Source organism: Vibrio sp. R10-SF1-ISO8, assembly GCF_059833805.1.
The window spans coordinates 136,346-156,880 of record NZ_JCBDHL010000006.1 but is presented as its reverse complement, the minus strand read 5'-3'; the positions used below and the strand labels follow the sequence as shown (position 1 = coordinate 156,880).

At 45.6% G+C, this 20,535-nt stretch carries 16 protein-coding genes; 6 read left to right on the top strand and 10 right to left on the bottom strand.

Annotated elements, in window-relative coordinates:
• Nucleotides 1–31: 31 nt before the first annotated feature.
• Nucleotides 32–1,702: a SulP family inorganic anion transporter gene (locus tag AC6R00_RS02665; RefSeq protein ID WP_500639237.1), complete on the bottom strand. Its 1,671-nt coding sequence runs from the start codon at nucleotides 1,700–1,702 to the stop codon at nucleotides 32–34.
• A 414-nt stretch (nucleotides 1,703–2,116) separates the two neighbouring features.
• Between AC6R00_RS02665 and can the strand changes: the two genes are divergently transcribed.
• The gene (gene can / locus AC6R00_RS02660; protein WP_004742616.1) at nucleotides 2,117–2,785 is read left to right on the top strand and encodes a carbonate dehydratase; all 669 of its coding nucleotides are present in this window, start codon (nucleotides 2,117–2,119) and stop codon (nucleotides 2,783–2,785) included.
• A gap of 81 nt (nucleotides 2,786–2,866) precedes the next feature.
• Here can and hpt read toward each other — a convergent pair whose 3' ends face one another.
• Nucleotides 2,867–3,397, bottom strand: coding sequence for a hypoxanthine phosphoribosyltransferase (hpt, locus tag AC6R00_RS02655; protein WP_004742615.1), 531 nt, complete (start codon nucleotides 3,395–3,397; stop codon nucleotides 2,867–2,869).
• A 303-nt stretch (nucleotides 3,398–3,700) separates the two neighbouring features.
• Here hpt and AC6R00_RS02650 point away from each other — a divergent pair, with 303 nt between their 5' ends.
• On the top strand, nucleotides 3,701–4,321 hold the full coding sequence (locus tag AC6R00_RS02650) for a LuxR/HapR/OpaR family quorum-sensing transcriptional regulator (RefSeq protein WP_004742614.1): 621 nt from the start codon (nucleotides 3,701–3,703) through the stop codon (nucleotides 4,319–4,321).
• 120 nt (nucleotides 4,322–4,441) lie between these two features.
• On the opposite strand, the gene lpdA is transcribed toward AC6R00_RS02650, so the two are convergent.
• From lpdA to xerD, 7 genes are all read right to left on the bottom strand, one after another.
• Nucleotides 4,442–5,869 carry a dihydrolipoyl dehydrogenase gene (lpdA, locus tag AC6R00_RS02645; protein ID WP_004742613.1) on the bottom strand — a complete coding sequence of 476 codons (1,428 nt, stop codon included), beginning with the start codon at nucleotides 5,867–5,869 and terminating at the stop codon, nucleotides 4,442–4,444.
• A 268-nt stretch (nucleotides 5,870–6,137) separates the two neighbouring features.
• Nucleotides 6,138–8,027, bottom strand: coding sequence for a pyruvate dehydrogenase complex dihydrolipoyllysine-residue acetyltransferase (gene aceF / locus AC6R00_RS02640; RefSeq protein ID WP_500639236.1), 1,890 nt, complete (start codon nucleotides 8,025–8,027; stop codon nucleotides 6,138–6,140).
• A gap of 19 nt (nucleotides 8,028–8,046) precedes the next feature.
• The gene (aceE, locus tag AC6R00_RS02635) at nucleotides 8,047–10,710 is read right to left on the bottom strand and encodes a pyruvate dehydrogenase (acetyl-transferring), homodimeric type (protein WP_171324685.1); all 2,664 of its coding nucleotides are present in this window, start codon (nucleotides 10,708–10,710) and stop codon (nucleotides 8,047–8,049) included.
• 56 nt (nucleotides 10,711–10,766) lie between these two features.
• A complete protein-coding gene (gene pdhR, locus AC6R00_RS02630; protein ID WP_004742610.1) occupies nucleotides 10,767–11,534 on the bottom strand; it encodes a pyruvate dehydrogenase complex transcriptional repressor PdhR in 768 nt (255 codons plus the stop codon).
• Between the two features lie 662 nt (nucleotides 11,535–12,196).
• Nucleotides 12,197–13,933 (bottom strand): single-stranded-DNA-specific exonuclease RecJ, encoded by a 1,737-nt coding sequence (gene recJ, locus AC6R00_RS02625; RefSeq protein WP_500639235.1) that lies wholly within the window; start codon nucleotides 13,931–13,933, stop codon nucleotides 12,197–12,199.
• 96 nt (nucleotides 13,934–14,029) lie between these two features.
• Nucleotides 14,030–14,782, bottom strand: coding sequence for a thioredoxin fold domain-containing protein (locus AC6R00_RS02620; protein WP_500639234.1), 753 nt, complete (start codon nucleotides 14,780–14,782; stop codon nucleotides 14,030–14,032).
• 40 nt (nucleotides 14,783–14,822) lie between these two features.
• Nucleotides 14,823–15,719, bottom strand: coding sequence for a site-specific tyrosine recombinase XerD (gene xerD, locus AC6R00_RS02615; RefSeq protein WP_239850833.1), 897 nt, complete (start codon nucleotides 15,717–15,719; stop codon nucleotides 14,823–14,825).
• A gap of 163 nt (nucleotides 15,720–15,882) precedes the next feature.
• Here xerD and fldB point away from each other — a divergent pair, with 163 nt between their 5' ends.
• Nucleotides 15,883–16,404, top strand: a complete 522-nt coding sequence (gene fldB / locus AC6R00_RS02610; protein WP_004742606.1) for a flavodoxin FldB — start codon at nucleotides 15,883–15,885, stop codon at nucleotides 16,402–16,404.
• Nucleotides 16,405–16,623: 219 nt separating this feature from the next.
• Here fldB and ampD read toward each other — a convergent pair whose 3' ends face one another.
• Nucleotides 16,624–17,169 carry a 1,6-anhydro-N-acetylmuramyl-L-alanine amidase AmpD gene (gene ampD / locus AC6R00_RS02605; RefSeq protein WP_500639233.1) on the bottom strand — a complete coding sequence of 182 codons (546 nt, stop codon included), beginning with the start codon at nucleotides 17,167–17,169 and terminating at the stop codon, nucleotides 16,624–16,626.
• A gap of 131 nt (nucleotides 17,170–17,300) precedes the next feature.
• Here ampD and nadC point away from each other — a divergent pair, with 131 nt between their 5' ends.
• From nadC to pilB, 3 genes are all read left to right on the top strand, one after another.
• Nucleotides 17,301–18,188: a carboxylating nicotinate-nucleotide diphosphorylase gene (gene nadC, locus AC6R00_RS02600; protein ID WP_500639232.1), complete on the top strand. Its 888-nt coding sequence runs from the start codon at nucleotides 17,301–17,303 to the stop codon at nucleotides 18,186–18,188.
• Between the two features lie 232 nt (nucleotides 18,189–18,420).
• Entirely contained in the window at nucleotides 18,421–18,834 is a 414-nt protein-coding gene (locus AC6R00_RS02595; protein ID WP_500639231.1) for a pilin, read from the top strand.
• Between the two features lie 6 nt (nucleotides 18,835–18,840).
• Complete coding sequence (pilB, locus tag AC6R00_RS02590) at nucleotides 18,841–20,532, top strand: type IV-A pilus assembly ATPase PilB (protein ID WP_500639230.1); 1,692 nt, start codon at nucleotides 18,841–18,843, stop codon at nucleotides 20,530–20,532.
• Nucleotides 20,533–20,535: the final 3 nt, after the last annotated feature.

The following is a 20,535-nucleotide window of genomic DNA, read 5'->3' as shown; positions in this document are numbered from 1 at the left end:
GTGGCGTCAAATTTTTAATATAAATCGTTGCTTATACAGCTTCTAACTGATGCTCATCGGTATCAACGTGCTTGACTGCAGCTCTAAGCGCTTCGTAACGGAACTTGAAGGTATTGTCTTGAGGAACTAAGTCTATTACGTGGAATTTCTCTAACTGCTGGCGAGTTTTTTCATTCGGGCACAGCAGATAAACCTGGCAATTGGCATCCAGTGCATCTTTAATCGCATTCTCAAGTGCCAAGCCAACCGTCACATCAATCATAGGCACATCAGTCAGGTCTAAGATCATCACTTCATAATCTGAAATGCTGGTATGTTGACGAGATATCGCTTTTGAAACACTGAAGATCATTGGCCCAGAAAGATAGAAGAACAACACCTTGCCATTCGCCATATCCAATAATCCACGCTCGCTATCAGTCAACGGCACATCATCTTCATCCGCGTCACTGATGGCTTTAACCTGACGAGCTTGTTCGCGACTTAAACGTTCAATGATGATGATATTTGAGATAAATACACCAAGGCCAACCGCTACAATCAAATCAACGAATACCGTCAGCAGCATTACGCCGTACATCACGGCCATGCCCGCAAAGCTAACCTTGTGAGCACGTTGGATAAAACTCCAGTCTAGGATATTAAAGCCTACGTACACCGCAATACCGGCTAGTACAGCCATTGGGATAGGTTCTGTTAGCCCACCGGCAACCAGTACCACCAAAGCAAGCATTAAGGCACGAACCACGCCAGATAGAGGAGAGCGAGCACCGACTTGAATATTGGTGACTGTTCCCATGGTCGCACCTGCTCCCGGTAAAGCGCCAAATAGACCAGAGATGATATTTGCTAGCCCCTGCCCGCGCAGCTCTTTGTCGGAGTCGTGCTCTTTACGTGTCAAAGAGTCACCAATTACCGCAGTCAACAAGGTATCAATACAGCCCAGTGTGCCAAGCACCAAGGCATCAATGACCATCTCGGTAAACATCGCAGCATCGATATGCGGGATCACCAGTGATGGCAGACCTGCTGGAATTTCACCTATGCGACGAATAGACTCTGTATCGAAGATGATGACCGACAGTAAGGTAACCGCGACCAAAGCGACCAACTGTGCAGGTACATAGCGGCGATACTTTTTGGGGAAGAAAAATAGAATACCAAGCGTTAACAAGCCTAAAAACAGCTCGCTAAACTTCATGTTAGCGACAATCTCGGGGATCGCTGACAGGGTTCCCATAACGCCACCAGCAGGGGCCGCTTGCCCAAGTAGTGGTGATATTTGCAGTATAATTAAAATAACGCCAATTCCTGACATAAAGCCAGATATCACGCTATATGGCATCAAAGTTACGTACTTTCCTAACTTTAGTGTCCCTAATAAAACCTGAAATGCCCCGGCCATCATGACGACAGTAAAGGTCATCGCCATCCCTGTTTCAGGGTATTTAGCCATCATGCTAGTCAACACCGCGGTCATGATAACCGTCATTGGACCTGTAGGCTCAGAGATTAATGTGTTTGACCCACCAAACAGAGCAGCGAACAGACCGACCATGATCGCGCCCCACAAACCCGCTTCAGCTCCTGCACCGGAAGCCACGCCAAAGGCTAGCGCCAAAGGCAACGAGATAATAGCCGTGGTGACACCACCAAATAAATCTCCTTTGAGATTCATATCTTCAAAACGACTAACAAACAAAACGTTACTCCATGTCTAACACGTCATAGTCCAAAAGGTTTCGGCTGCTCGACAGAGACCAACAGAGATTTGATTTGGACCTAGTCACAACATACTGGTTTTAGGTTATTCTGGTTATTAAGAGAAGTTTAAAAAATAACCTTAGTTTTTGTAGCCAAATATCACGCGAAATGTAATAAACTTGCTGCGAAATGTAGCTAACTCCATCACCTTAACAAATGTTACTTGAAAGAGATAAGTGTTAATTACATCTCATCACTCATAGGTTATAACCAATAGTTAGGATAGTGACTAAGTTTATGATTTTTGGCGCTCAAACACGTCAGATGAGTACCGTTTTACCCAATTTTGACGGGAAGGAAATTGTAACATTGTGTATAGTGATGCAAGATTTTATTAAGGGTCGTGAGTAAGATGCCGGAAATTAAACAGTTATTTGAGAACAATTCGAAATGGTCCGAGTCAATCAAGGCGGAACGCCCTGAATACTTTGCCAAATTGGAAGAAGGACAAAGCCCTGGCTTTTTATGGATTGGTTGTTCAGACAGTCGAGTACCTGCAGAACGCTTGACTGGGCTCTACTCAGGCGAACTGTTTGTTCACCGTAACGTCGCAAACCAAGTTATCCATACCGACCTTAACTGCCTATCGGTCGTGCAGTACGCAGTAGACGTTCTTAAAGTAAAACATGTCATTGTCTGTGGCCACTATGGCTGCGGGGGCGTAAAAGCGGCAATTGATAACCCTCAGCTAGGCTTGATCAACAACTGGTTACTGCATATTCGCGATTTGTATTTCAAGCATCGTGATTACCTAGAAACCATGCCTGAACAAGATCGCGCGGACAAACTCGGCGAAATCAATGTCGTTGAGCAGGTTTATAATCTTGCTAACTCAACCATTATGCAAAACGCTTGGGAACGTGGACAAGATATTGAGATTCATGGCGTGGTCTATGGCATCGGTGATGGTAAGTTAGAGTACTTAGGCGCTCGTTCTAATTCTCGTGAAAGCGTCGAAAGCTCTTACCAAAAAGCGATGGAAAGCGTCCTCAATCCGCAACACAAACTTCTGTGCCGTTAAGCGACTACCTATCCTCTATTCAATAAAAAAACGCCCGCTAAGTTAGCGGGCGTTTTACTGTATCTAGCTTTAAGAGTTGAGTTACTCTTGAGGAACTACTTTACCAATGTAAGGCAAGTGACGGTATTTTTGTGCGTAGTCGATACCGACACCAACAACGAATTCATCTGGAATTTCAAAACCAATCCACTTCACATCAACCGCAACTTCACGACGAGAAGGCTTGTCTAGTAGCGTACAGATTTCAATCGACTTAGGCTCACGAAGGCTCAGAATCTCTTTTACTTTGTTCAAAGTGTTACCTGTATCGATAATGTCTTCGACGAGCAGGACATCTTTGCCTTTAATATCATCATCGAGATCTTTCAAGATGCGAACATCTCGCGAGCTTTCCATTGTATTGCCGTAGCTAGAAGCGGTCATGAAATCCACTTGGTGAGTCAGGTCGATGGCACGCGCTAAGTCAGCCATGAATACAAATGATCCACGCAGAAGCCCCACTAGAACCACATCTTCGCTGCCCTTGTAGTGCTCGCTAATTTGCTTGCCTAGCTCTTTAACTCGTTCACTGACTTCCTGCTCAGAAATCATTACTTCTACTGTATGTTTCATACCAATCTCGTTTTTCACGTTAGCTGTATAGAGCGTAATTATAGTCACTCAAGATTTAGGCGCGTAGTTTACCACCAGCATGCGCCAAGGAAAAACGTTTGCCTAAATAATTCATGAAACACAGGATTATTTCTTATTGATCTTTAGCACGATATTAACAAAAGTGATTATAAAATAGACTGAAACCGTTGACCTTAACTATATGCACCATTACACTCATAGGGCGTCAGCAAATTATAAATTAATAAATAGGGCAAAAAGCCCAAACAAATATAAACAACTCATTTGGCAAGGAAATTAATTATGGACTCAATTGCTAAAAGACCGCGCACGCGTCTTTCACCGCAAAAACGAAAACAGCAACTAATGGAAATCGCACTGGAAGTGTTCGCTCGTCGTGGCATCGGCCGCGGTGGTCATGCTGACATTGCAGAAATTGCGCAAGTTTCTGTTGCAACTGTCTTCAACTACTTCCCAACTCGTGAAGATTTGGTTGATGACGTACTAAACTACGTTGTTCGTCAATTCTCGAACTTCCTATCAGACAATATCGACTTAGATATTCATGCGAAAGAAAACCTAAATAACCTAACTTCAGCAATGGTTGAACTGGTACTTAACGATTGCCACTGGCTTAAAGTGTGGTTCGAATGGAGTGCCTCAACTCGTGATGAAGTATGGCCACTGTTTGTTTCAACAAACCGTACTAACCAACTCTTGGTGCAGAATATGTTTGTTAAGGCAATTGAACGTGGTGAGGTATGTGAAGAGCATGAGCCTGCTGAACTAGCGACTCTGTTCCACGGTATCTTCTACTCACTGTTTGTGCAAGCAAACCGTACTCAAGATGAAGACGGCATGAAGAAGCTAACTGAAAGCTACTTAGACATGCTGTGCATCTACAAGCACGCGAAAAACGCGTAACCTAAAAGCCTGACGCACACTAAGACAAAGCCTGCTCAACGAGCAGGCTTTGTTGTATGCAGAGCATAAAAAAACCGCTGAGAGAGCTCAGCGGTTTTTAGATTCAGCTAGAAGAGTGGATTACTTCTTCTTTTTCGCTTTAGGGTTTGGGAGGTCAGTGATTGTACCTTCAAACACTTCCGCCGCTAGACCTACCGACTCGTGTAGAGTTGGGTGAGCGTGGATTGTTAGTGCGATATCTTCAGCATCACAGCCCATCTCGATCGCTAGACCGATTTCACCAAGTAGTTCACCACCGTTAGTACCAACGATTGCACCGCCAATTACACGATGAGTGTCTTTGTCGAAGATTAGCTTAGTCATACCGTCTGCGCAGTCAGACGCGATTGCACGACCTGAAGCTGCCCATGGGAATGTAGCCGTTTCGTAGTTGATGCCTTCCGCTTTTGCTTCTTTCTCAGTCTTACCAACCCATGCCACTTCTGGCTCAGTGTAAGCAATTGAAGGAATAACTTTAGGGTCGAAGTAGTGCTTCTTACCAGCAATAACTTCAGCAGCAACGTGACCTTCATGCACACCTTTGTGAGCAAGCATTGGTTGACCAACGATATCACCGATAGCAAAGATGTGAGGAACGTTAGTACGCATTTGCTTATCAACGTTGATGAAACCGCGCTCGTCTACTTCTAGACCCGCTTTTTCTGCATCAAGAAGTTGACCATTTGGCACACGACCGATAGCAACTAGAACAGCATCGTAGCGCTCAGCTTCTGCTGGTGCTTTCTTGCCTTCCATTGAAACGTAGATACCGTCTTCTTTCGCTTCAACTGCTGTTACTTTCGTTTCAAGCATTAGGTTGAACTTGTTCTTGATACGCTTAGTGTAAACCTTCACGATATCTTTATCCGCAGCAGGGATAACTTGGTCGAACATTTCAACAACATCGATTTGAGAACCTAGAGAGTGGTAAACCGTACCCATTTCTAGACCGATGATACCACCACCCATGATTAGAAGTTTTCCTGGAACTTCCTTCAGCTCTAGAGCGTCAGTTGAGTCCCAAATACGTGGGTCCTCATGTGGGATAAATGGTAGCTTGATTGGGCGAGAACCCGCTGCAACGATAGCGTTGTCAAAGTTAACAACAGTTTTGCCTTCTTCGCCTTCCACTTCGATAGTGTTAGGACCAGTGAATTTACCAAAACCATTAACCACGTTAACTTTACGCATCTTAGCCATACCGCCAAGACCGCCAGTTAGTTGGTTAATTACTTTCTCTTTCCACTTACGGATCTTGTCGATATCCGTTTGAGGTTCACCAAATACGATACCGTGGTCAGCAAGTGCTTTTGCTTCTTCGATAACTTTAGATACGTGAAGTAGTGCTTTAGATGGGATACAACCCACGTTTAGACACACACCACCAAGAGTGCTGTAACGCTCGATAAGAACCGTTTCTAGACCTAAGTCTGCACAACGGAAAGCGGCAGAGTAACCAGCAGGACCTGCACCAAGTACTACAACTTGGGCTTTAATTTCTTTGCTCATTTTGACCTCTTGTAGTCATTATCCCTAACAGGCTGAGTGGGTATTGATTCTATATGTTCAAGTCAGTTTATTTTAAACAGTTGTTTTCAGACCGCCATCAGTTTACAGAGATGTTAATGGTGTGAAAAGTAAATCAATTTAGCCTGTGAGCTAGACAACAATTCGTTTGAGAAAACCTTATTCACTCTAAGGTCTGCAATCAAATTGTTTGATAATTATTAGTAGTAGAGGCGGCTCTAATGCCGCCTCTAAATCATCTAATCTTTAATTAAAGAACTAGACGACGAATGTCTGATAGCGCTGCGTTCAAGAACGTGATGAAGCGAGCACCTTCAGCACCATCAATCACACGGTGATCGTATGATAGAGATAGTGGAAGCTGTAGACGTGGTTCGAACTCTTTACCGTTCCACACTGGCTTCATTTCAGACTTAGACACACCTAGGATACCAACTTCTGGAGCATTTACGATTGGTGTAAACGCAGTACCGCCGATACCACCAAGGCTAGAGATTGTGAAACAACCGCCTTGCATATCACCAGCAGTTAGCTTACCAGCACGTGCTTTCTTAGAAATAGCCATTAGCTCTTCAGATAGCTCGTAGATGCCTTTCTTGTTCACATCTTTAAACACAGGAACAACTAGACCGTTAGGCGTATCGACTGCGATACCGATGTTCACGTATTTCTTCAGAATGATGCTTTCGCCATCTTCAGATAAAGAAGAGTTGAACGCTGGGAAGGCTTCTAGCGCTTTCGCTGCAGCTTTCATGATGAACACTAGTGGCGTGATCTTCATACCCGTGTCTTTCTTCGCTTCGATAGCGTTCTGCTCTTTACGGAATGCTTCTAGCTCAGTGATGTCAGCGTTATCCCACTGTGTAACGTGAGGGATCATTACCCAGTTACGGTGCAGGTTAGCACCAGAGATCTTCTTGATCTTAGAAAGCTTCTGAACTTCAGTTTCGCCAAACTTGCTGAAGTCCACTTTTGGCCAAGGTAGTAAGCCAAGAGCCGCGCCGTCGCCTTTACCAGATGCCGCAGCACCTGCGCCAGACTCAAGACGCTTAAGCGCATCTTTAACGTAAGACTGTACGTCTTCTTTTAGGATACGGCTCTTACGACCAGTACCTTTAACCTTAGAAAGGTTAACGCCAAACTCACGAGCTAGACGACGAACAACTGGAGACGCGTGTGCGTACTCATTGTTCTCTTGGAAATCACCTGTTGCTGCAGGTGCCGCTGGAGCTTCTGCTTTAGGAGCTGGAGCTGCTGCAGGTGCCGCCGCTTGAGCAGGGGCTGCTGCTGGAGCAGGTGCTGCACCCACCACTTCGAAGACCATGATTAGCGAGCCAGTCGACACTTTGTCGCCTGCTGCAATCTTGATTTCTTTAACTGTACCAGCAAATGGAGCAGGAACTTCCATTGACGCTTTGTCACCTTCAACAGTGATTAGAGATTGCTCTTCTTCCACTGTATCGCCAACTGCAACCATGATCTCAGTTACTTCAACTTCGTCACCGCCGATATCAGGAACGTTAACTTCTTTCGCTGCTGATGCTGCTGGAGCCGCTGCCACTGGAGCTTCTACTGCTGCAGGTGCCGCTGGAGCGCCAGAGCCTGCTACTTCGAATACCATGATTAGCGAGCCAGTCGTAACTTTATCGCCTGCTGCTACTTTGATCTCTTTTAGCGTACCTGCGAATGGTGCAGGTACTTCCATAGAAGCTTTGTCGCCTTCAACCGTTAGAAGAGATTGCTCTTCTTCAATGCTGTCGCCAACTGCAACCATGATTTCAGTCACTTCAACTTCATCGCCACCGATATCTGGTACGTGAACTTCTTTAAGCTCTGCCGCTGCTGCTGGAGCTGGAGCCGCTGCTGGAGCTGCTTCTGCCGCAGGAGCAGGTGCAGCGTCAGCTGCACCCTCGGCTTCGAAAATCATGATTAGAGAACCAGTAGAAACAGAGTCACCTTCCGTAACTTTGATTTCTTTAACGATACCCGCTTGAGAAGCAGGAACTTCCATAGAAGCTTTATCGCCTTCAACTGTGATAAGAGACTGCTCTTCTTCAACCTTGTCGCCAACGCTTACAAGAATTTCAGTAACTTCAACCTCATCCGCACCGATGTCTGGTACATTAATTTCGATTGCCATTTCTTATTTACCTTCTTAATTAAGCGTATAGCGGGTTAGTTTTTTCAGTGTCGATGTCGAACTTAGCAATAGCTTCAGTTACTACTGACTTCTCAACATCACCACGCTTAGCTAGTTCAGTTAGCGCTGCAACTACTACGTAGCCTGCGTTAACTTCGAAGTGACGACGTAGGTTCTCACGGCTATCAGAACGGCCGTAACCATCTGTACCCAGCACTTTGTATGACTCAGAAGGCATGAACGCGCGAACTTGCTCAGAGTAGTTCTTCATGTAGTCAGTCGCTGCGATAGCTGGCTCAGTACCCATTACTTGTGCAATGTAAGGTACTTTTGCTTCGCCTTCTGGGTGAAGCATGTTGTAACGCTCTGCGTCTTGACCGTCACGAGTTAGCTCGTTGAACGACGTTACAGAGAACACGTCAGAAGCGATGCCGTACTCTTCGCTTAGGATAGTCGCTGCTTTACGTACTTCGTTCATGATAGTACCAGAGCCCATTAGCTGAACTTTAGACTTGTCACCTGCGTAAGACTCAAGCTTGTAGATACCCTTACGGATGCCTTCTTCAGCGCCTTCTGGCATTGCTGGCATTGCGTAGTTTTCGTTCATCACAGTTAGGTAGTAGAACACGTTCTCTTGGTTCTCACCGTACATGCGACGGATACCGTCTTGCATGATAACTGCAACTTCGTATGCGAATGTTGGATCGTAAGAGATACAGTTAGGTACTGTGTTCGCCATGATGTGCGAGTGACCATCTTCGTGCTGTAGACCTTCACCGTTTAGCGTTGTACGACCAGCAGTAGCACCTAGTAGGAAACCACGAGCTTGTTGGTCACCAGCCATCCACGCCATGTCGCCAACACGTTGGAAACCGAACATAGAGTAGTAGATGTAGAACGGGATCATTGGTAGATCGTTTGTGCTGTAAGAAGTAGCAGCAGCAACCCAAGATGCCATAGAGCCTAGCTCGTTGATACCTTCTTGTAGTACCTGACCAGATGTTGCTTCTTTGTAGTAAGAAACAATGCCTTTATCTTCTGGTGTGTATTCCTGACCGTGCGGGTTGTAGATACCGATCTGACGGAATAGACCTTCCATACCGAACGTACGTGCTTCGTCACAAATGATAGGAACGATGTTCTTACCAATGTTCTTGTTCTTAAGCAGGATGTTAAGAGTACGAACGTAAGCCATAGTTGTAGAGATATCACGCTTTTGCTCACTTAGTAGCGGTGCGAACTCTTCTAGCTCAGGTACTTTGAATTCTTGAGTGAACTTAGGTAGACGCTGTGGCGTGTAACCTTTTAGTTCTTTACGACGAGCGTGTAGGTATTCGTATTCCGCAGAACCTTCTTCAAGTTTCAGGTACGGAAGCTCTTTAACCGCTTCGTCAGTTAGGATGTCTTGAAGACCTAGACGATCACGTAGGTGTAGTACGTGAGTCATGTCCATCTTCTTAACTTGGTGCGCGATGTTCTTACCTTCAGCCGCTTCACCCATGCCGTAACCTTTAACAGTCTTAGCTAGGATTACTGTTGGACGACCTTTAGTTTCTGCCGCGTTTTTGTATGCTGCGTACAGCTTAGAAGACTCGTGACCACCACGCTTAAGTGCGAAGATTTCGTCATCAGTCATGTCTGCAACTAGTGCAGCTGTCTCTGGGTACTTACCAAAGAAGTGTTCACGTACGTAAGCACCGTCTTTAGATTTGAATGTTTGGTAGTCACCATCTACAGTTTCGTTCATTAGCTGTAGAAGCTTGCCAGACGTATCTTTAGCAAGTAGTGCATCCCAGTTGCTACCCCAGATAACTTTAACAACATTCCAGCCAGCACCTTTGAATAGGCCTTCTAGCTCTTGGATGATGCTACCGTTACCCATTACAGGGCCATCTAGACGCTGTAGGTTACAGTTTACTAGGAAACATAGGTTGTCTAGCTTCTCACGCGCAGCGAAAGATAGTGAACCACGTGATTCTGGCTCATCCATCTCACCGTCACCTAGGAACGCGTATACACGCTGAGCCGAAGTATCTTTCATACCACGACCGTCTAGGTACTTAAGGAAACGCGCTTGGTAGATCGCAGAAATAGGACCTAGACCCATAGAAACTGTTGGGAACTGCCAGAACTCAGGCATCAGTTTAGGGTGCGGGTATGATGGAATACCTTTACCGTCTACTTCTTGACGGAAGTTATCTAGCTGCTCTTCAGTTAGACGACCTTCAACGAATGCACGAGAGTAGATACCTGGTGAGATGTGACCTTGGTAGTATACTAGATCGCCACCGTCCGTCTCGTTTGGAGCGCGGAAGAAGTGGTTGAAACATACTTCGTAGAATGCAGCAGAAGACTGGAAAGACGCCATGTGGCCGCCTAGCTCTAAGTCTTTCTTAGATGCACGTAGAACGATCATGATTGCGTTCCAACGGATGATGGAACGAATACGGCGCTCAAGAGTTGTGTCACCTGGGTAAGCTGGTTCTTGATCTGCAGGAATCGTGTTGATGTAGTTCGTTGTGATACCTGTTGGCATATCAACACCGTCTAGACGTGCTTTGTCTAGAACTTGCTCTAGTAGGAACTGAGCACGTTCTACACCTTCTTCACGTACAACTGACTCAAGTGCTTGTAGCCATTCTTGAGTTTCCAGTGCATCTACGTCATGCTTCATATCAGACATGGCGATCTATCCTTCTATTGGTTGGATCTACTTATTTAAAGTAACCGTTTCTTGTTTTAAGAATCGTTACCTTGCTGAATTCGACGCAAAGAACGCTCTCTGCGAGACTCTTCACGAGTCAAATCCAACAATGTTTCTTCAATATAAGCTAAGTGTGAGTGAGACATTTCACGCGCCTTTTCAGGCTGACCAGAAACAATCGCATCCACAATATTAGCTCGGTGTTTACTTACTTTTTCGACCACTTCATCGCGGCGATGTAAGAGCTTTAAATTCTGCAAGACATTCTGCTCTAGCAAAGGGGCAAGGCTGCGAACAATGTGCAGAAGTACCACGTTATGGGCGGCTTCAGTTAAAGCGATCAAAAACTGCATAACCGCAGCTGATTCTGCTTCGACATTCTTCTTAGTTTGCTCTTCACTGATGTTTTTCAGGCAAGCCTGAATACGAGCGAAGTCTTCCTCGGTACCACGAACTGCTGCAAAGTAAGCGGCTATACCTTCCATCGCATGACGCGTTTCCAGTAAATCCAGCTGAGTTTCGGAGTGGCTAGACAATAAATTTAGCAGAGGATCTGAAAAGCTGGTCCAGATGTTCTCGCTAACAAAAGTGCCACCACCCTGACGGCGAGTAAGAAGACGTTTAGCTTCTAAACGTTGTATCGCTTCTCGGATTGAAGGACGGGAAACATCAAACTGTTTTGCCAGTTCGCGCTCTGGAGGCAGCTGCTGCCCCGGAGACAATGTTCCTTCCACAATCAGCCTTTCTAACTCTTGTTCAATCACATCAGAAAGTTTTGGCTGACGAATCCTTTGATAAGCCATAGTTGTTTTTCTTCTACTCTTTGCAGTCAATTGGTAATACCAATTTTAAGTTGGCGAGAAAATTAACATAATTAAAACGCAAGTTCCAGACAAAAATTGACCCAAATCATAGAACGAGTCATGTACCAACACTTTGATAACAATAGCTGATTAAAACAGCAATCAAATTGGTCTGACCAATTACAAAATATAAACAGATGGGAATAAACCGTGCTAGGTATCACAGTTTAATTGGTAAGTTTTAAAGGAATATGAACAGAATATGTCGTGAAAAGATGGGAAGTTGCGAGAAACGAGAAACGAGAAACGAGAAACGAGAAACGAGAAACGAGAAACGAGAAACGAGAAACGAGAAACGAGAAACGAGAAACGAGAAACGAGAAACGAGATTGATTTTGAAGGTCGAGGCTTGTTCGTCAACCCTTTTACTTTTATTTAGAACTTTCCTCCTCAAGAACAAGGGACGAGTGAGTTGAGGGTTATGATAGCGAGTCGAGAACATAAAGATTCCCTACTCGCTCTTTCGTCGTTCTATGGAATAACCCAGCAGAAGAATCGAGCTACTTACAGCACTCCTTTCTCGAAGGGCGGAGCACGTTCCTGATTCTCGCGGGCGTAGCCCGATCTCGGAGCAACGCGTTCTGTAGGGCTATGCCCGTACTCTATTTCGCCTCTAAATGATCAATCATCAACTGCAACGATTGATTGCCGCGGAACTCATTAATGTCGAGCTTATAGGCTAAACGCACCGTTTTCACTGAAGCATCAGGCCAGCGGCGCAGATCAACGTTGAATGCAATGCCATCAATCATGATATTGGTTGGATGACCTTTGTGTAGAGGTTCTAGCATAAGTTTCAGGTGCTTTTCGCCAACTAGCTTCTGATGAAGCACTTTAAATTCACCGTCAAACAGAGGTTCTGGGAAAGCTTGCCCCCAAGGTCCACCAGCACGAAGCATCTCGGCAACATGCATAGAGAACTCTTCTGGCTTGAGTTCGCCATCAGACAAAATCACACCTTTCAGTGCCGCTTCATCTAAGTCCTGTTTTACTGCTTCATCAAACAGTTTAGAGAAGCGTTCAAAATCTTTCTCCAAAATGGTTAGACCCGCTGCCATCGCGTGCCCACCGAACTTGAGTATCAAACCTGGGTTCTGGGTATCGATGCGATCTAAGGTGTCACGCATATGCAGACCCGGTATCGAGCGGCATGAGCCTTTAATCGAACTTTCACCACCATCAGCAAAAGCAATCACAGGACGGTGAAACTTCTCTTTGATGCGTGAGGCTAAAATACCAATCACGCCTTGATGCCAATCACGCTGAAAAAGCACTAAGCCGTGAGGCATATCTTGATCGCCGAACTGCAGACGTTCACAAAAAGCCATCGCTTCTTGCTTCATTCCCTCTTCAATTTCTTTACGAGTTTGGTTCAAGCCGTCTAACTCGCTCGCCATACGGCGTGCAGCATGAATATTGTTTGCCATTAATAGCTCAACACCAAACGACATATCATCCAAACGACCTGCGGCGTTGATACGTGGCCCTAACGCGAAACCAAAATCAGAAGCCACCAAGCGACGTGAATCTCGCTTCGCTACTTCTATCAGCGCTTGAATACCCGGACGCGCTTTACCTGCTCTAATCCTCTGCAAACCCTGATGAACCAAAATACGATTGTTTTCATCTAGAGGTACAACATCGGCAACCGTACCGAGTGCCACTAAGTCAATCAACTCCATTAACTTAGGTTCTGCCATCCCTTGCTCAGCAAACCAGCCGGTTTTACGCATATGAACGCAAAGCGCCATCATCAAGTAAAAGGCAACGCCAACGCCAGCTAAAGCCTTGGAGGGAAACGCGCACTCTTGGAGGTTGGGATTGACCATGGCATCAACATTCGGCAGCTCATGACCAGGCAAGTGGTGGTCAGTCACCAATACCTTCAATCCCTGTTCTTTCGCATAGCGCACACCATCAATCGAAGAGACCCCATTGTCGACGGTCATAATCACTTCAGCGCCAATCTCAATCGCTTGATCAACAACCTCAGGACTTAGGCCATAGCCATCTTCAAAACGATTTGGGACTAGGTAGTCGACATTATTCGAACCTAACATCCTAAGCGCCAACACAGACAAAGCCGAACTTGTCGCCCCATCCGCATCAAAATCACCCACCACGATTATCCGCTTGTTGTGCTGAATAGACTCAAACAACAGCTCAACCGCCGCTTCAATGCCATGCAGTTTTTGATAGGAATGCAACGCACGCACTGTGGTGTCAAGTTGCTGCTGCGATGTGATACCTCGACTGGCGTAGATACGTTTAAGTAAAGGCGCAATAGTATCTGGCAGAGAGGATAAATCAGGTTCAGGACGACGTTGGATTTCAATCATGGCAATAGATCGGATGATGATAAGTTAAGTGGGACAATCATAGCAGCAACCAAACTAAACTGAGGATATTTAGTTTGGTTACTTGATTCGTTTAAGTTACGACTTTGGAGTTTGTTGCAGGCGTTGCAACATCTGCTCTGGTGGCAAGTATCCACCCACCATCTCACCATTAGGTAAGAAGATCGCTGGCGTACCACTGATTCCCAGTTCACGGCCTAACGCATAGTGGTCCTGAATAATCTGTTGATACTTAGCAAAGTCTTTACTCTTTTCAGGGAACTCACGCTTTACCTTACCGTTATGCATCGCGGATTGTGGGTCTTCTGCGCCCCAAATCGATGCCATTTGATCAGCGACTGAGCCTGTCGCCCCCTGACGAGGGTAAGCAAGGTAACGAATAGTAATGCCTAGATCATTGTAGTCTTTCATCTGACTATGAAGTCGAACACAGTAACCACATGTAATATCAGTGAACACAGAGATCACGTACTTCTCATCTTTGGCTTTAAACTCAATCATGCTGTCTTTAAAGGCTTCAATTTTCGCCGCATTGATTGGCGCTTGGCGTTTAGCCAGCACATCTTCGTACTTGCCATTTGAGTCCAGCTTGTACAAGGTACCCGTGATAAAATAATCACCGGTTGGTGAAGAAAACAGGATTCCACCGCTGGTTTGTATTTCAACTAAGCCATCAATATCAGCGGGAACAACGTTCTTCACTTCCAATCCAAGCTTGGCAAAATGCTCTTCTAGCTGAGCTTTATCAAATTTCACCTCGCCTGCAGATACGGTTTGTGTAGCAAGTAGAAATGGCAATGTAAGTAGAGTCATTCGGCGTAATACGCTCATTCAATTCACCTTAAATCGATTTAGTTATAACCATGAGCGCTTAAGCCCTTGGGTGATGCTCACTGTGTAGCTGTTTCAATCGTTCAGTTGCTACATGAGTATAAATTTGTGTTGTAGACAAGTCACTATGCCCCAAAAGCATCTGTACTACACGTAAGTCTGCGCCGTAGTTCAACAAATGGGTCGCAAAAGCGTGCCTTAGCACGTGAGGAGAAAGTAGTTCGGTATCAATTCCAGCTATCACCGCGTAGTGCTTTATACGATGCCAAAATGTCTGGCGAGTCATTTGTCGTGCGCGTTTGCTTGGAAACACCACATCAGAGGTTGTCTCTCCAAGTAACTCAGACCTGCCTTGGTGGATAAAAGTTTCAATCCATTCAACGGCATTTTCTCCCATCGGCACCAAACGCTCTTTACCACCTTTACCTGTTACCCGAACAACGCCTTGACGCAAGCTGACGTTTTCCATTGTCAGGCTGACTAACTCAGTGACTCGCAATCCGGTCGCATATAGCAGTTCAAGCATGGCTTTATCACGTAGCTCCATCGGATCATTCGGATCCGGTGCATTAAGCAACGCATCCACTTGTTCTTCGGTCAGATCTTTAGGTAGGCGTTTCGGTAGTTTTGGGCTTACCAGTAGCGCACTCGGATCATCACTGCGAACTTTCTCACGATGCAAGTACTGAAACAGGCGTCGAATCGCGGACAACATTCTTGCTCGTGAAGTTTGCTTATAACCTTCATCAACCAACCAAGTCTGATAGTCTTGCAGCCCAGACAAACTGATAAAGTCGAGACGATAATTATTGGCGGTCATCCACTGGATTAGCTTTGAGAGATCATTTCGGTATGAGGCAAGGGTGTTTTCAGATAAGCCCCGCTCCATCCACATCGCATCTAAAAACTGTTCCACTAGCCCTTGGTCAGGCGACATTTGTTGTGACACGGCAAACCTCAAAAATTTTTTCTGCGGTCAAATGTAAGTGCCACAAAACAATAAAGCTATAAAAATTGCTAGTGAAAGTGGATATTCGCTGCAAAGCTCGCCATTTTGTGGTTAGAATTCACCATCAATTCTCAAAATATAAAACAATGCTATGAAAATCGGTCTATTTTACGGCTCAACAACTTGTTACACCGAAATGGCGGCAGAAAAAATCCGCGCTATCATTGGTGAAGACCTTGTTGATATTCACAACGTTAAAGAGTCACCACTCTCTTTGATGGAAGATTATGATTTTCTGATTATCGGCATTTCGACTTGGGATTTTGGTGAGATCCAAGAAGACTGGAATGAGTTATGGGATCAAATCGATGGCGTATCGCTAAATGGCAAAACCGTCGCACTATTCGGCTTAGGCGATCAAGAAGGCTATGGCGAGTGGTATCTGGATGCAATGGGACTCTTGCACCACGAGCTGAAAAAGACCGGAGCTAACTTTGTTGGTTACTGGCCAAACGACGAGAACTACGAGTTTGAAGCCTCAAAAGCCCTAACCGAAGATGGCAGTCAATTTGTCGGCTTAGCACTTGATGAAGATTCCCAATATGAACTGAGCGATGAACGTATCGCCACTTGGGTTGAGCAGATTCTGGTTGAGTATCAAGAGACGCTGTAGAAGCGAGAAGCGAGAAGCGAGAAGCGAGAAGCGAGAAGCGAGAAGCGAGAAGCGAGAAGCGAGAAAAATTAAGGGGTTGGCACTATGTGTCAATCCTTTTTATTTAGGAACGCTTCGCTTATGGAATCGGGATGTGGGAACTAATAACTCTCGAAGGACGAAGTCCGGTCTCGATTCTCGGAACGCAGTGTTCTCAAAGAGCGAAGCTCGTTCCTATTTCTAAGGACGCAGCCCGCCCCTAAATCTCCCCCAATCAAATACCAAGCCTGGATCGGTTTTGCGCAGTGGCGCAATGTATTGGTGGCCAGTAATGCGCGGTAAGGTGATTTTCGGGTAGCTGACTTGAATCTGCTTGGTTAACTCCGTTAGAGCTTGGTATTGCGCATCAGTGTAGGCAACGTAGTCGCTACCCTCCAACTCAATGCCGATAGAGTAGTCATTGCACTTATCTCGCCCGGCAAAGCTCGAGACACCTGCGTGCCATGCTCTGGCAATAAACGGCACAAACTGAACCACTTCCCCATCACGTCTGATCAAGCAATGAGCCGAAACACCCATATTATGGATCACTTCAAAGAACGGATGTTCATTCGGGTCTAGTTGCCCAGTAAAAAACTGTTCAATATACGGACCACCAAACTGACCCGGCGGTAAGCTGATGTTATGCACAACCAAAAGAGAAATGTCTGTAGCGTCTGTTCTGTGGTCAAAAAAAGGTGATGGCACCTGTCTAGCTTTGTTGTACCAACCATTTTCATCGATCATAAGCGGCTCATTATCATGACTAACTCTCTGATTTTATCCCTTTGGCGATGAAATGCGAGATTAATGGCTGAATTTCACACTCAGTCAGCGTATCATGCCCACCTCTTGTCCAACTGCGTATTAGATTTGCGATGAAAAACACACACAATAGCCAAGAACGTCTCGAATATTTGAAACAGCAACTTCCTTTAGAGATCTCCCGCGCTGTCGCGGATACCATCAAGGAAGATCTGGGTGGTACTCTAGACCCTGCCGCTGATATTACCGCAAGTCTAATCCCAGCAGATGCACATAACGAAGCAACCATTATCACTCGTGAACATGGTGTTTTTTGCGGCAAAGCTTGGGCTAACGAAGTGTTTAAACAGCTAGGCGGCGAAGTACAGATTGAGTGGAATGTGGAAGATGGTGATAAAGTAGCGCCTAACCAAGTACTGTGTACGCTTTCAGGCCCTTCTCGTGCTCTTCTTACTGGTGAGCGCAATGCAATGAACTTTATCCAAACGCTTTCTGGTTGTGCTACGGCCGTAGCTGAATATGCTGAAAAAATTGAAGGCACTGGTTGTCGCCTACTTGATACCCGCAAAACCATTCCTGGTCTACGTAGTGCATTAAAGTACGCTGTTGCCTGTGGCGGTGGCTTTAACCATCGTATCGGTGTGTTTGACGCTTACCTAATCAAAGAGAACCACATTATTGCTAACGGTGGTATTTCTCAAACCATTAAAACGGCCAAAGAACTCAACCCAGGCAAGCCGGTTGAGGTCGAAACAGAGAGCCTTGAAGAACTGCAAGAAGCGATTGAAGCAGGTGCCGATATCATTATGCTCGATAACTTCACCACCGATATGATGCGTGAAGCAGTAAAAATTAACGCAGGCCGCGCTGCACTAGAAAACTCGGGCAATGTGACACTAGAGACTATTCGCGAATACGCTGAGACTGGCGTTGACTACATCTCGGTTGGCGCTCTGACTAAACACCTAAAAGCAATGGATTTATCCATGCGCTTTAAGTAGCTATCAGCTGAAGAACAGACGCATTATCAAAGAAAAATAGAGGCTCCAAGCCTCTATTTTTGTATTTAACCTACCTAAACTCATGCCCTAGCTCGGATCAAATTGTACTTGATATGAAACTAAGGACTATTTTTTCCTAACTTACTCGGAAACAACCTGTACCAACATTTCTGCTTAGCAGCCCATTCAATACTCTCTCCGGACAATTCGTCTTTTATCTATGGAGAGAAATATGCAAAGTTTACAAAGCCGCAAAACCAAAGGCTTTACCTTAATTGAGTTGATGATTGTGGTTGCCGTTATTGGCGTTCTAGCAGCAATTGCAGTACCTCAATATCAAGGCTACGTTAAAAAAAGTGCTCTTGGTACAGCGTTAGCTTCTGCATCTGCTTATAAAACACAAGCTGAAGATAGCATTGCCTTCAACAATGAGTTCCCAGCCATTTCAGCCGCATTTGGGATTGGTACAATATCGGCAACTTCAGGAGCGGTAAGCTCATCGAATAGTATTCTCGCTACAGTGAATGAGGGAGCGGGAAGCGGTAGCAAGATAAAACTCTCCAGAGCCACTAATGGAGTCTGGAGTTGCCATCACAATAGCAACGATGTTGACGTAACTGGCTGTGATTATGCCAGTGGTATTTAATAGACGATGCTAACCAACCTACCCTCTATTTTGCGCCAAGCTGAGCTCCTTGACCCTGTTCAAGAAGCTCAGTTGGTGGAAATGGTTAAGGACACAAATCTTACTGTAGCCGAAGCGATAATAGAGCGAGGTTGGCTCACCCATGCAGAGCTAGCCTCACAACTCTCGCGAATTTTTGCCTTACCCATCATCGACTTCGCCAATTACGACTATCAAACGGTATGCCACAACTTAGGCGTGCGCGAACTGATCACCCGCTCCCGCGCAGTACCTATTAGGCAGAGTGAACATCAACTGCTTATCGCCGTTACCGACCCGACCAATATCTCAATCGAAGAAGAGTTTCGCTTTGCGACCGGGAAGCAGATTGAGTTAGTTTTAGCTGACGTAAAGCAGCTCAATGGCGCGGTACGTCACTTGTATGGCAGTGCGATCTGTGGTGAAAAAGCGAGTCATGCAAAAGAGCTGAGCGAACAAGAGCTCGTCAGCTTAGTCGAGCTCTCTAATGATGAGATTAACCCAGTCGAAGACTTGAGTAATGATAACTCACCGGTCAGTCGTTATATCAATCAAATCTTACTAGATGCAGTTAGGAAGCAGGCGTCTGATATTCATTTTGAGCCGTATGAAGCCTCTTATCGTGTGCGCTTTCGCTGTGATGGCATTTTGATTGAGACTCAACAGCCTAGCCATACATTAAGTCGTCGTTTATCCGCAAGACTAAAGATCATCGCCAGACTCGATATTGCCGAGCGCCGCTTACCTCAAGATGGGCGCATCAAGCTTCAACTCAGTGCAAGTACCGCTGTCGATATTCGTATTTCAACCCTACCAACCCTATGGGGCGAGAAGATCGTGCTACGTCTTCTTGATAGCAGCAGTGCCGAGTTAGACATTCAATCACTAGGGTACAACCAACACCAACGAGCTTTGTATCAAAAAGCACTGAGCAAACCCCAAGGCATGATTTTGATGACAGGGCCAACAGGCAGCGGTAAGACAGTCTCACTTTATGCGGGGTTAAACATGCTCAATACCCCACAAGTGAACATCGCCACCGCAGAAGACCCAGTGGAAATTAATTTAGCGGGCGTTAACCAAGTTCAAATCAACCCCAAAATTGGATTAGACTTCGCCCAAGCGTTACGCGCCTTTCTACGCCAAGACCCAGATATTGTCATGGTCGGTGAGATACGCGACCTCGAAACGGCTGAAATCGCGGTCAAAGCAGCACAAACAGGTCACCTAGTGCTATCTACTTTGCATACAAACTCGGCTGCCGAAAGCGTCGTTCGCTTGCAACATATGGGCATCTCCCCATTCAATGTCTCTTCATCACTGAGCTTAATCATTGCCCAACGTTTGGCACGAAAGCTGTGTAACCATTGTAAGCAGCAGCAAACCTTGCCCGATACACACTGCCAACAACTGGAACTAGCAAACAACAGCGTGGTTTTTTCTGCGAATGAGCAAGGGTGCAGTGAATGCAATCAAGGCTATTTTGGGCGAACCGGAATCTATGAAGTAATGCAGATAGACGACGAGTTGGTGCAAGCCATCAATCAAGATGCGGATGCTAAAGCCATCGAAAAGGTCGCGATAAAGCAAGGCATGCAGACGCTTAAAGAGTCTGGAACGGAGAAACTGCTCGCAGGAGTCACCAGTTACCAAGAGTTACAACGTGTTCTTTATTTGTAGGTG